We start from the raw sequence: 12,818 nt of genomic DNA, 5'->3' as shown, positions 1-12,818 counted from the left end.
GCGCGCCGGCGCCCTGTCAGAGCGGCGCGGCGCTGACGGTTGACAGGATCGTTGGGCGTGGGCGCTGCTGCGGCGCCTGCGATAGGTCGGCCCGGTTCCTCGCATGGGCGCGCCGGATGCCACCGACACGGCGGGCCTCTGCAAGTGGGAAAAGGCCGCTGGAGACGCGCCTTGCGGTCGGGGCGCGTTCGACGGGCCGGACAGGGCGCACGGGACCGGGATGCGGATCCAGCCCGCGCCCCGAGCGGTCGCGCGCGGCGGGGTCAGGCGGCGGAGCGATGGGCGCGCACGCGGTTGCGGCCATGCGACTTGGCACCGTAAAGGGCCCGGTCGGCGCGCTGCAGGAGGCTGTCTGCGAGCGAGGCGCCGGCATCCTGGCCCCGGGCGTCCCCCTCGAGCGTGGCGAGACCGATCGAGACGGTCACCCGGACCTCATCCCCTCTGCCGGGCAGCGCGACTGGTGTGTGCGCGATACGCCCGCACAGTCGCCGCGCCACAGCGTTCGCGAGCTCGGCGTCCGTGGCGGGCAGCACCACGAGGAACTCTTCACCGCCGATCCGCGCCGCGATGTCGCCTTCGCGCAAGGCGCCGCGCAGCCGCGTTGCGGTCTCGGCCAGTACGGTGTCGCCCGCGGCATGACCGTAGGCGTCGTTGACCGCCTTGAAGTGGTCGAGATCGGCGACCATGACGGTGAGCGGCTCGCCGGCGGAGGCCGCCCGTGCGGCCAGCCGCGCAAGTTGCGGCAGCGCGTAACGGCGGTTGTAGAGGCCGGTGAGCGGATCCGTCACCGCGGCGGCAAGGCCCTCGCGCAGATCGTCGCGCAACCGGTCCGCGCGCCGCTTCGCCGCGAGCCGCGCCTGAAGCCGCAGCGCGAGCTCGCCCGCGTCGAAGGGGCCGGCGAGGGCATCCTGCGCCCCCAGATCCAGCGCCTGCGCCGCCTCGCGTTCCGCCTCAGCGCCGGCGGCATGGACGAGAAGCGCGGCGGTGCGCGTCGCCCCCTGGGCGCGGAGCGCGGGCACCAGGCCAGCGACGCTCGCACATCCGCTGGCGTCGGTCAGCACCAGGGCGTCGAGACTGTCCTCGGGGCCCAGTGCGAGAGCGCCCCGGCGGTCGAGCGGCTCGACATGGATGCCCAGCGAGGCGGCGAGCGTGTCGGCGAGCCGCGTCGCCGTGACTCGGTCGCTCGCCAGAAGCCCCGCACGCGCGGGACGCTCGAAGGCCGCGGGCGGTTCGGCGAAGCCGAGCGCGCGGCGCGTCGCCTCGCGCAGGCGAAGCTCTGCCGTATCTTCGCGGTCGCGCAACAGGCGGCGCAGGCGCGCCAGGAGCAGCGCGCCCTGCGTGCCGCATGCGATCGCGTCGTCCGCCCCCGCCTCCAGCGCGTCGATCCGGGCGGCACGGTCGCCGGGCGGCGTGAGCACCGCGAGCGCGGGCGGCGGTGTCCCGGGCGCCTGCGCGGTGAGTCGCAGGCGCAGCGCGGAGGCTGCCGTGTCCGGCAGATCCGACGCCGCAAGCAGGATCTCGGGCGGCTCGGCGCGGGCGGCGGCAAGCGCCTCCGCTGCGTCGGAGGCGACGAGAACACGTCGAAAGGCTGCCCCGAGGGTCGCGCGAAGCGCGATCCGACGGGTCGCTGCCGTCTCCACGATCAGGATCGTGCCCGTCATGCCCGTTCCGCCGCTTGCAAACTCACGCCCGCAGTCTTTACTCAACTGGTTAAGAAACCCTTTCGGAGGATTGGCGGGATGGCGCTTGGGAGGGATCGGGCCGAGGCGGTGGCTGCCGAGGCGCTGGGCTGGATCGCCGGGGACGGCGCGCTTCTCGACGTGTTCATGGGCAGCACCGGCATCGGCGCGGCGGATCTGCGCAGCGGGGCGGGAGAGCCCGAACTACTGGCGGCGGTGCTCGATTTCCTGATGCAAGACGACGCCTGGGTCACCGGCTTCTGCGACGCCACCGGCCACGACTACGGCACGCCCGCGGCCGCGCGCGCCGCGCTGCCCGGCGGCGTGCAGACCCACTGGACATGAGCGCGCGTCGCGCCGGCGCAGTGCTCTTCGACAAGGACGGCACGCTCTTCGGATTTCACGCCACCTGGTCGGCCTTCGCCGCGGAGGTTATCGAGGAACTCGCCGCAGGTGATGCCGCCCTTGCGCAGTCGGTCGCACGGGCGCTCGGCTTCGATCTCGCCGAGCGCCGGTTCCACCGTGACAGCCCCGTGATCGCCGGCACCAACCGCGAGGTCGCGGAGCTCGTCGCCACCGTGCTGCCCGGCGCCGAGGCCGTCGCGCTCGAGCCCTGGCTCGCAGCCCGGGCCGCCGAGGCGCCGCTCGCCCCCGCGGTGCCGCTTGCGCCGCTGATGGAGCGGCTGCGCGAGATGGGGCTGCGCCTCGGCGTCATGACCAACGACAGCGAGCTCGCCGCCCGCGCCCATCTGCTGGCGGCGGAGATCGAGGCGGCCTTCGACTGGATGGCGGGGGCGGACAGCGGCCACGGCGCAAAGCCCGATCCCGCGCCGCTTCTGGCCTTCGCGCGGGCAGTCGCGCTCGAGCCCGCGCAGGTGGTCATGGTCGGCGACAGCCTGCACGACCTGCACGCCGGTCGCGCGGCGGGAATGCAGGTGGTCGGTGTCCTGACCGGCCCGGCCGAGGCGAATGACCTCGCGCCCCATGCCGATGCCGTGCTGCCCGACATCGGGCATCTGCCGGCGTGGCTGACGCGCGGCTGAGCCGACCGAACAGGCGCACGCGAGTCAGGGCCGCTCCTCCGCTCATGCGGTCCGTGCCTGGGCGCGCGCCGCGCGCTGCCGCGCAGGCGACCGTCATCCGCCCGTTTCCGACGTCGGCCGTCGCATCCAGACACGCGATCCGGCCGCGCGAGTGCGTTCAATGCCCGCAAACGCGACAGGAGCCAGCCATGCAACGCGATGCCCAGAGCGCCCAGGATCCCGCGCCGCGCCGCCGACGTGGCGGCGGCCGCGCCGGCAACGCCGCCCGGCGCGGCTCGGCGGTGATCGATCAGCCGCCCTGGCGCCTGCCCGTCAACCCCGACCGGCCGGTCGAGCCGCTCGACGCCGACGGCGTGCAGGCGATCCACGACGGGGCGATGCGCATCCTCGAAGAGATCGGCATCGCCTTTCTCCACCCCGAGGCGGTGGATATCCTGCGCGCTGCGGGCTGCGAGGTCGATGGCGATGTGGTCCGCATGGACCGCGCGCTCGTGATGGAGATGGTGGCGAAATGCCCCGCGCAGTGGGACATCACGCCGCGCAACCCTGACCGCCGGATCACGATGGGCGGCCGCTACATTCTCTTCGGCAACGTCTCGTCGCCGCCGAACTACTGGGATCTGGACCTCGGCCGGAAGATGCCGGGCACTCGCGAACAGTGCCGCACGCTGCTCAAGCTCACCCAGTATTTCGACTGCATCCACTTCGCCGGCGGCTACCCGGTCGAGCCGGTGGACCTGCACCCCTCGGTGCGGCACCTCGACGTGCTCTACGACAAGCTCACGCTCACCGACAAGGCGATGCACGCCTATTCGCTGGGCGCCGAGCGGGTGGACGACGTGATGGAGATGGTGCGCATCGCCGGCCAATACTCGGACGAGGAGTTCGAGTCCGGCCCGAAGATGTACACCAACATCAATTCCACCTCGCCGCTCAAGCATGATTTCCCGATGCTCGACGGCTGGATGCGGCTGGCGCGCCGCAACCAGGGGCTGGTGGTCACACCCTTCACGCTGGCCGGCGCGATGGCGCCCGTGACGATGGCCGGCGCCGTCGCGCAAAGCCTGGCCGAGGCGCTCTCGGCCGTGGTGCTGGCGCAGGCGATCCGCCCGGGGGCCTGCACCGCCATCGGCACCTTCACCTCGAACGTGGACATGAAATCGGGCGCGCCCGCCTTCGGCACGCCGGAATACATGCGGGCGACGCAGATGACCGGCCAGCTCGCCCGCTTCTACGGGCTGCCGATGCGCGCCTCCGGCGTCTGTGCGGCCAACGTGCCCGACGGGCAGGCGATGTGGGAGACCTCCAACAGCCTCTGGTCGGCCGTTCAGGCCGGCGCGAACATGGTCTATCACGCCGCCGGCTGGCTCGAGGGCGGGCTGATCGCCAGCCCCGAGAAGTTCGTCATGGACTGCGAGATCGTCCAGCAGATCCAGCGCTACATGGAGCCGGCGCTGTGCGACACGACACCCGACGCCATCGCCCTCGACGCGATCCGCGAGGTCGGCCATCAGGGCCACTTCTTCGGCACGCAGCACACGCAGGAGCGCTACGCCAGCGCCTTCTACCAGCCGTTCCTGAGCGACTGGAAGAACTACGAGGCCTGGGAGGCGGCGGGCGCCGTCTGGACCGTCGAGCGCGCGCACCGCGTCTGGAAGGAGATCGTGGCGAGCTTCGAGCCGCCTGCGATGGACGTGGCGGTGCGCGAGGAGCTGGAGGCCTTCGTGAGCCGTCGCAAGGCCGAGGGCGGTGCCCCGACCGACTTCTGAGCGCTCGGCGATGTGTCGCCAATTGAGGATATTGAGCGCTTCTTAACGCCCGTTGGCCAGACTGCCCGCCCAGAGTGGGAGACGCAGGGATGCACGGGCTGATCAACAGGGCGATCCAGTGTTTCGTGGCCGACACCTACGGGCGCGATGCCTGGATCGCGGTCACGCATCGTGCCGATCTCGGCTTTTCCGAGTTCGAGGCGATGATGACCTACCCCGAGGAGCTGACGCCGCGGGTGCTCGACGCCGCCTGCCGCGAGCTCGCCAAGGCGCGCGACGAGCTGCTCGAGGACATCGGAACCTATCTCGTCTCGCATCCGCAGGCGGAGGCCGTGCGGCGGCTCCTGCGCTTCGGGGGCGTCACCTTCCTCGATTTCCTGCACTCGCTCGACGATCTGCCCGAACGCGCGCGACTCGCCGTCTCGGACCTCGTCCTACCGGCGCTCGATCTGGTCGAGCACCGGCCGGGTCACTACACCCTTCACGTCCATGCGCAGCAAGAGGGGTTCGGCCCGGTGCTGCTCGGCGTGCTGCGGGCGATGGCCGACGACTACGGCGCGCTCGTCTTCACCGAACTGCGGCCCGCCGGACCCGGTCGCGACGCGATAGAGATCACCCTCTATGCGACAGCCTATGCCGAGGGCCGGCGCTTCGAGCTGGGCGGCGGCGCCGGCTGAGCGCGATGGAGGCCTGCCCGGACGTCCTCGATGCGCTCTGCCCGCTGCACGCGATCCTCGACAGGCGGGGCTGCATCGCCCATGCCGGTCCCACGCTGGTCAAGCTTCGGCCCGAGGATACGCTGCCTGGCCGTGACGCCTTCGAGGTCTTCGAGGTCACGCGCCCGCGCGCCCTCGCGGGTATCGACGATCTGTTCGCCCACGCGCGGATGCGCCTGCATCTGCGGCTGCGCGCCGCGCCGCGCACCAAGCTCAAGGGCGTGCTCGTGCCGCTGCCGGGCGAGCGGGGCGCGATTCTTAATCTCTCCTTCGGCATCTCGATCCTCGACGCGGTGCGCGACTATGCCCTGACCAACACGGATTTCGCAGCGACCGACCTCGCCATGGAAATGCTCTATCTGGTCGAGGCGAAATCCGCCGCGATGGAGGCGTCGCGCAAGCTGAACCTGCGCCTGCAGGGCGCGATGATCGCGGCCGAGGAGCAGGCCTTCACCGACACGCTCACGGGGCTCAAGAACCGTCGCGCGCTCGATCACGTTCTCGCCCGCCTCGTCGAGCGCGGGGCGCGGTTCGCGGTGATGCAACTGGATCTCGATTACTTCAAGGCGGTCAACGACAGCATGGGGCACGCCGCGGGCGACCACGTGCTGCAGCAGGTGGCCCGCCTGCTCGTCGAGGAAACGCGCGCGGCCGATACGGTGGCCCGCGTCGGCGGCGACGAATTCGTCATCGTCCTGGGCGAGCCAGGCGAGCGGGATCAGGTCGCGCATGTCGCGGAGCGCCTGATCCGCCGCATCGAAGAGCCGGTGTTCTTCGACGGACGGCAGGCGCGCATCTCGGCCAGCGCGGGCAGCGCGCTGTCCTGGGACTACGCCCGCCCCGACCCCGCGCGCATGCTCGCCGACGCCGATCGCGGGCTTTACGCCTCCAAGGCCGCCGGGCGCGCGCGGCACAGCTTCGCTGCGCCCGACGGCTGACGCAGGGCCCCCGAGGCGCGCCTGATCCGCCCGCGTCTGTCATGCGCATGCCACAGCCCGAGCGTATCGCGCCTCGCGCCGGGTGGCGCTGCCCCGTCGCCTGCGCACAGACTGCCCACGGGAAACAGAGGGAAACGGACAATGCGGCCCAATATCCTGCTCATCACGGCGGACCAGTGGCGCGGCGACTGGCTGGGCGCTCTTGGCTTTCCCGTGCGCACCCCGGCGCTCGATGCGCTGGCCGCCGAGGGCACGCTCTTCGCCCGCCACCATGCGCCCTGCGCGCCCTGCTCGCCGGCGCGCGCCTCCCTGCACACGGGCCTTTATCAGATGAACCACCGGGTCGTGTGGAACGGTGCGGGCCTCGACGCGCGCTTCGACAATCTCGCGCTCGCGGCCCGGCGCGCGGGCTATCTGCCCACGCTCTTCGGCTACACCGACACCGCGCCCGATCCGCGGCACCTCGCCCCGGCCGATCCCGCGCGCGCCACCTTCGAGGGCGTTCTGCCGGGCTTCCACCTGCGGCAGGGCCTCGACGAGGCGGAGTGGCCCTGGATCACCTGGTTGCGCGGCCGCGGGCACCCGGTGGCGGATCCGGCCGCGCGGCACGCGAGCCCGGGCGAGCCGGGCGAGACGATCTCGCGCCGCCCGCCGTCCTACGGCGCCGACGAGACCCAGACCGCCTTTCTGACGGAGGCATTCCTCGCCTGGCTGAACGAGCAGGAGGACGGCCGCCCCTGGTTCGCGCATCTGAGTTTCCTGCGCCCGCATCCGCCCTTTGTCGTGCCGGAGCCTTACGCCTCGATGTATGCCGAGGACGCCTTGCCGCCTCCGGTGCGCGCGGACAGCCCCGCGGACGAGGCCGCGCAGCACCCCTTCGTCGCCGCGATCCAAGGCTTCCAGGAACTGTCGGATTTCGTCGTGGGCGGACGCGGGCTCGCCCGCGATCTGACCGCGCGCGACTTCGCCCGGCTGCGCGCGATCTATGCCGGGATGATCTCGGAGGTGGACGCGCAGATCGGGCGCCTCGTCGATGCGCTGCGCGCGGCCGGCCAATGGGACGAAACGGTGGTGGTCTTCACCTCGGACCACGGCGAGATGCTGGGCGATCACTGGATGCTCGGCAAGGGCGGCTTCTTCGAGGAGAGTTACCGGATACCGTTGATCCTGCGGCTGCCGGGGCAGGCCGGCGGCGGGTACGTCGAGGCCTTCACCTCGGCGGTGGACATCTTCCCGACACTGGCCGAGCTCATGGGCGTGGCGCCGGGGCAGGCGGTGGACGGCGCCTCGCTCCTGCCCTTCGTTCGGGGGGAGCGGCCGGCGGACTGGCGCGACGCTGCACTCTGGGAGTTCGACTTCCGTCTTCTGCTCGGGCCGCGCGCGGCGGACTATGGCCTGGCGCCTGAGGACTGCGTGCTGCAATGCCGGCGCGACGACCGGCACCTCTATGTGGCCAGCCCCGGGCTGCCGCCCGCGCTCTACGACCTTTCGGAGGATCCGGGCTGCCTGCGCAACCGCGCCGACGATCCCGCCATGGCGGGCGCGCGGCTCGCTGCCGCCGAGGCGCTCATCGCAGACCGCGCGCGGCTGATGGACCGGACGCTCGCCAACCGTGCGGTCTGGGACTGGCCGGCCGGCTAAGGCGCTCGTCCTTCCCTGCGGTCAGTCCTCGCGAGGCCGCGCGTCGAGCGCCGCGTCTCAGACCGAGAGCACCGCTTCGACGGCGCGGCGCCAGCGGGCGTGCCGCCGCGCGCGCTCCTCCTCTGCCATTGCGGGGAGGAAGCGTCGCTCGGCATGCCAGCGGGCGGCCATCTCGGCCTCCGGCGGATAGAGCCCCGCCCGCCGCCCGGCGAGCCAGGCGGCGCCCAGCGCAGTGGTCTCCAGCACCTCGGGCCGCTCCACCGGCGCGCCCAGGATGTCTGCGAGGAACTGCATAGCGTGCTGGCTCGCGCTCATGCCGCCGTCCACCCGCAGCACCGCCTCCGGTGCGTCAGGCCAGTCGGCGCGCATCGCGTCGAGCAGGTCGCGCGTCTGGTAGCCCGCGCTCTCCAGCGCCGCGCGGGCGAGTTCGGCCGGGCCGGCGTTGCGCGTCAGCCCGAAAAGCGCGCCGCGGGCCTCGGGCGCCCACCACGGCGCGCCGAGTCCGGTGAAGGCAGGCACGAGCATCACCTCCTGCGCGGGATCGGCGCGCGCGGCCAGCGTGTCGGCTTCCGAAGCGCGGCCCAGCACACCCAGCCCGTCGCGCAGCCACTGCACCGCCGCGCCGGCCACGAAGATTGCGCCCTCGAGCGCATAGGTCGTCCGCCCGTCGAGCCGCGCGGCGACCGTGGTGAGCAGCCGGTTGGACGAGGGCACCGCGGCTTCGCCGGTGTTGAGCAGGGCGAAGCAGCCGGTGCCGTAGGTGGCCTTCAGCATCCCCGGCCGGAAACAGGCCTGCCCCATCGCGGCGGCCTGCTGGTCGCCCGCGACGCCGAGGATCGGGACGGCGGCGCCAAGAACGCGCGCGTCCGTCGTGCCGAAATCCGCGGCGCAGTCGCGCACCTCCGGCAGCACCGCCTCGGGGATGCGGAAGAGCGCGCACAGCTCTGGCGACCAGCGGTTTTCACGGATATCCCACAGCATCGTTCGGGACGCGTTGGTGGCGTCGGTGGCGTGCACGCGCCCGTCCGTGAGCCGCCAGATCAGCCAACTGTCCACGGTGCCGAAGGCGAGCCGCCCCGCCTCGGCCACCGCACGCATATTCGAGTCGCGGTCGAGCAGCCATGCGAGCTTCGTCGCGCTGAAATAGGGGTCGAGGACGAGGCCGCTTTTCTCAGTTACCATCGGTTCGTGCCCGGCCGTGGTCAGCGCATGGCAGCTCTCGGCCGTCCGCCTGTCCTGCCAGACGATGGCGCGATGCACCGGCCGGCCATTCTCACGGTCCCACAAGAGTGTGGTCTCGCGCTGGTTCGTGATCCCGATGCCTGCGAGGTCGCCCGCCGCGAGCCCTGCGCGGGCGAGCGCCGCCTGCGCGCTTTCGAGGCAGGTGTCGAAGAGCTCGTCGGGGTCGTGCTCGACCCATCCGGGCGCCGGGTAGTGTTGCGCGAACTCGCGGCCGGCCTGCGCCACGGGCCGCAACGCAGCGTCGAAGACGATCGCGCGGCTCGACGTGGTGCCCTGGTCGATGGCGAGAATGTGCCCCATGCCTGCCCTCCCTCGGCCTGCGCGAAGGGCGCTACTCCGCCGCCGCCCGGACCCGTCGCGCGGACTCGATCCAGTCAGCGACCGCCGCCTGCGCGTCCGCTTCCAGCCGGAGGCCCAGCTTGCTGCGGCGCCAGAGCGCGTCCTCCGCCGTCCGGGCATATTCCCGACGCAGCATCCAGTCCAGTTCCGCCTCGGTCAGCGTCGCGCCGAAGTCGCGGCCGAGATCGGCCGCCTCCGTCGCATCGCCCAGCAGCTCTCGTGCTTCGCGACCGTAGGCGCGAAACAGGCGCAGGGCCCAGTCCTGCGACAGGAAGGGATAGTCGCCGCGCAGCGCCGCGATCTCCGCGCCCACCGCCTCGGGCGCGAAGCCCGCCCCTGGCAGGGGGACGCCCGCGGTCCAGGCGGGGCCGAGTCCCGCGAGATCGGGGGCGAGCGCGGCCAGCGCGTCTTCGGCAAGGCGCCGGTAGGTCGTGATCTTGCCGCCGAAGACCGAAAGCAGCGGCGCGCCGGCGGCGGTGTCGCGCTCGAGCACGTAGTCGCGCGTGGCCGCGGTATCGGAGGCCGCCCCGTCGTCATAGAGCGGCCGGACGCCCGCAAAGCTCCAGACCACGTCGTCGCGGTCCAGCGGCCGCCGCAGCCAGCGGTTCGCGAAATCCAGCAGATACGCCGTTTCGGCTTCCGTGCAGAGAGGCGCGGTGTCCGGATCGGGATGCGGGGCGTCGGTCGTGCCGATCAGCGTGAAGTCGCGCTCATAGGGGATGACGAAAACCACGCGGCCGTCCGGACCTTGCAGGATGTAGGCGCTGTCGTGGGCGTAGAGTCGCCGCGTCACCAGGTGGCTGCCGCGCACCAGCCGGACTCGCGCGCGGGTCTCGCGCCCGATTGCGCTGCGCAGAACCTCGCCTGCCCAGGGCCCGGCGGCGTTGACGAGCGCGCGTGCGGTGCGCGTGCGCTCTGCCCCCGTCTCCATGTCGCGCAACCTGACATGCCAGAGGCCGTCCTCGGCTTGGGCCCATAGGACTCGGGTGCGCGGCAGAATCGTGGCGCCCAGGGCCGCTGCGTCCCTCGCGTTCGCGATGACGAGGCGCGCATCGTCCACCCAGACGTCGGAATAGGCGAAAGCGCGCCGCAGCCCCTCGCGCAGCGGCGCGCCCTCGGGCGCGCGGCCGAGGTCAAGCGCGCTCGTGCCGGGCAGCAGCCGTCGACGGCTCATGTGATCGTAGAGGAAGAGACCGGCGCGGATCATCCATGCCGGGCGCCGGCCGCGGGTCCAGGGCATCGCCCGGGCGACGAGACGGGAGGCGGGCGTCTCCGCATCGAAGCGCATATCCGGCGCGAGCGGCAGGACGAAGCGCAGTGGCCAGGCGATTTGCGGCATCGCTGCGCGCAGCACCTCGCGTTCGCGCAGCGCGGCGCGCACCAGGCGGAACTCGAAATACTCCAGATAGCGCAACCCGCCGTGAAAGAGCTTGGTCGAAGCCGAGGAGGTCGCGCCACCCAGGTCGCCCGTCTCGGCCAGTGTCACGGAAAGCCCGCGCCCGGCGGCGTCGCGGGCGATCCCGCAGCCGTTGATCCCGCCGCCGATCACGAAGAGATCGTCGGTGGCTTCGCCGGTGAAGGTCTCTGGCGCGGGCATGGGGCCTCCTGCGCGTTTCAGTGCGCAGAAAGCCTCATGCGAAAACGAACGTCAAGACGAGCTTTCGTTTTCTTTCGTTTCGCCTCCTGACCGCTCAGCCCCGTCCGCCGGCGAAGCGGGCCTGCCATGCGTCGCGTTCCTCGTCCGTGATCTTGCGGAACAGCATCTCCGGCACGGTGAAGGCGTGGCCGGGGGGCAGGGCGCGAAGTGCGGCGTGCATGTCCGCCGGCCAGCCCGTCTTGCTCTTCATCGCGGCGCGCAGCGTGTCGGCGGCGTCGGGGATGAAGGGCGCGGAAAGCTCCGCGTAGACCGCGATCAGGTTCAGCGCGAGGCGGATGATCGCCGCGGCGCGGTCGGGATCCTCCTTGTAGGCGGCCCAGGGCGCGGCCTCCTGCAGGTATTCGTTGCCCAGCACCCAGAGCGCGCGCAGCTCCTGCGCAGCCCGGCGGATGGCGATGGACTCCATCGCCGCCTCGTAGCGCGCCAGCCCCGCGGAGAGGTCGGCGATCAGCTGCCGCTCGCGGTCGCCCCACGCGCCGCCCTCCGGCACCGCCTCGCCGAAGCGTGAGCGGCAGAACTTCGTCACGCGGCTGACGAAGTTGCCGAGCACGTCGGCGAGATCCTTGTTCACGCCGCCCTGGAAACTCTCCCAGGTGAACTCGGAATCCTGGTTCTCCGGCGCGCGGGACAGCAGCCACCAGCGCCAGTAATCCGCCGGCAGCAGCTCCAGCGCATCGTCCATGAAGACGCCGCGCCCCTGGCTGGTGGAGAACTGCCCGCCGTCGTAATTCAGGTAGTTGAAGGACTTGATGTAATCGACGAGCTTCCAGTCCTCGCCCGAGCCGATCAGCGTGGCGGGGAAACTGAGCGTGTGGAAGGGCACGTTGTCCTTGCCCATGAACTGGGTGTAGCGCACGTCCGCCGCGCCGCGCCCGGTGCGCCACCAGCGTTCCCAGTCGGCATCCGGCTTGCCCTGCGCCGCGGCCCATTCGGCGGCGCAGGCGATGTATTCGATCGGCGCGTCGAACCAGACGTAGAAGACCTTGCCCTCCATGCCGGACCACGGCGCGCCCTCGAACTGCACCGGGATGCCCCAGTCCAGGTCGCGCGTGATGCCGCGGTCCTGCAGCCCGTCGCCGTCGAAGAGCCATTTCTTTGCGATCGAGGTGGTCAGCACGGGCCAGTCCGCCTGTTCGTCGATCCAGGCGGCCAGCCGGTCGCGCAGCGTCGACTGCAGCAGGTAGAGATGCTTGGTCTCGCGCACCTCCAGCTCGGTGGAGCCCGAGATCGCGCTGCGCGGGTTTATCAGGTCCGTGGGGTCGAGCTGCTTGGTGCAGTTCTCGCACTGGTCGCCGCGGGCCTTCTCGTAGCCGCAGTTGGGGCAGGTGCCCTCGATGTAGCGGTCGGGCAGGAAACGGCCGTCTGCCACGGAATAGACCTGCCGCTCGGTGCGCTCCTCGATCAGCCCGGCCTCGTGCAGCTTCACGGCAAGATGCTGGGTCAGGTGCCGGTTCTGATCGGACGACGAGCGCCCGAAATGGTCGAAGGACAGGCGGAACCCCTGCGCCAGATCCGCCTGCACCCCGTGCATCCGCGCGCAGTAGTCGGCCACCGGCTCGCCGGCCTTGGCGGCGGCGAGTTCGGCGGGCGTGCCGTGCTCGTCGGTGGCGCAGAGGAAGAGCACCTCGTGGCCCCGCCCGCGCAGGTAGCGCGCGTAGAGATCGGCGGGCAGCTGCGAGCCCACCAGGTTTCCCAGATGCTTGACCCCGTTGATGTAGGGGATCGCCGAGGTGATCAGATGCCGTGCCATGCGTGCCTCGCTGCCCAGTCGCCCGCGTCTCTAGCGCATGCGGG

The 12,818-nt window shown here is 71.7% G+C and carries 10 protein-coding genes; 6 read left to right on the top strand and 4 right to left on the bottom strand.

The window, feature by feature from the left end; all coding sequences use genetic code 11:
- Positions 1-263: 263 nt before the first annotated feature.
- The gene (locus tag DRV85_RS03755) at positions 264-1,661 is read right to left on the bottom strand and encodes a diguanylate cyclase (protein ID WP_113288108.1); all 1,398 of its coding nucleotides are present in this window, start codon (positions 1,659-1,661) and stop codon (positions 264-266) included.
- Between the two features lie 78 nt (positions 1,662-1,739).
- On the opposite strand from DRV85_RS03755, the gene DRV85_RS03750 reads away from it, so the two are divergent.
- The 6 genes from DRV85_RS03750 (at position 1,740) to DRV85_RS03725 (ending at position 7,786) form a co-directional block, all read left to right on the top strand.
- The gene (locus DRV85_RS03750) at positions 1,740-2,024 is read left to right on the top strand and encodes a DUF3572 domain-containing protein (protein ID WP_113288107.1); all 285 of its coding nucleotides are present in this window, start codon (positions 1,740-1,742) and stop codon (positions 2,022-2,024) included.
- Positions 2,021-2,722 (top strand): HAD family hydrolase, encoded by a 702-nt coding sequence (locus tag DRV85_RS03745; RefSeq protein ID WP_113288106.1) that lies wholly within the window; start codon positions 2,021-2,023, stop codon positions 2,720-2,722. The genes DRV85_RS03750 and DRV85_RS03745 overlap by 4 nt, the downstream gene beginning before the upstream one ends.
- Positions 2,723-2,910: 188 nt before the next feature.
- A complete protein-coding gene (locus DRV85_RS03740) occupies positions 2,911-4,491 on the top strand; it encodes a trimethylamine methyltransferase family protein (RefSeq protein ID WP_113288105.1) in 1,581 nt (526 codons plus the stop codon).
- 89 nt (positions 4,492-4,580) lie between these two features.
- Positions 4,581-5,168 carry a heme NO-binding domain-containing protein gene (locus tag DRV85_RS03735; RefSeq protein WP_113288104.1) on the top strand — a complete coding sequence of 196 codons (588 nt, stop codon included), beginning with the start codon at positions 4,581-4,583 and terminating at the stop codon, positions 5,166-5,168.
- 5 nt (positions 5,169-5,173) lie between these two features.
- Positions 5,174-6,145, top strand: coding sequence for a diguanylate cyclase domain-containing protein (locus tag DRV85_RS03730; RefSeq protein ID WP_113288103.1), 972 nt, complete (start codon positions 5,174-5,176; stop codon positions 6,143-6,145).
- 141 nt (positions 6,146-6,286) lie between these two features.
- Positions 6,287-7,786, top strand: coding sequence for a sulfatase-like hydrolase/transferase (locus DRV85_RS03725; RefSeq protein ID WP_113288102.1), 1,500 nt, complete (start codon positions 6,287-6,289; stop codon positions 7,784-7,786).
- Positions 7,787-7,843: 57 nt separating this feature from the next.
- Here the strand turns inward: DRV85_RS03725 and glpK are convergent, their stop codons facing one another.
- From glpK to metG, 3 genes are all read right to left on the bottom strand, one after another.
- Positions 7,844-9,328 (bottom strand): glycerol kinase GlpK, encoded by a 1,485-nt coding sequence (gene glpK, locus DRV85_RS03720; protein ID WP_113288101.1) that lies wholly within the window; start codon positions 9,326-9,328, stop codon positions 7,844-7,846.
- 31 nt (positions 9,329-9,359) lie between these two features.
- On the bottom strand, positions 9,360-10,964 hold the full coding sequence (gene glpD, locus DRV85_RS03715; protein ID WP_113288100.1) for a glycerol-3-phosphate dehydrogenase: 1,605 nt from the start codon (positions 10,962-10,964) through the stop codon (positions 9,360-9,362).
- Positions 10,965-11,058: 94 nt separating this feature from the next.
- Positions 11,059-12,774 (bottom strand): methionine--tRNA ligase, encoded by a 1,716-nt coding sequence (metG, locus tag DRV85_RS03710; RefSeq protein WP_113288099.1) that lies wholly within the window; start codon positions 12,772-12,774, stop codon positions 11,059-11,061.
- Positions 12,775-12,818 lie beyond the last annotated feature (44 nt).

This window comes from Rhodosalinus halophilus (assembly GCF_003298775.1).
GTDB lineage: Bacteria > Pseudomonadota > Alphaproteobacteria > Rhodobacterales > Rhodobacteraceae > Rhodosalinus > Rhodosalinus halophilus.
The sequence above is the reverse complement of the archived record's forward strand: the minus strand, read 5'-3'. Positions and strand labels throughout refer to the sequence as shown.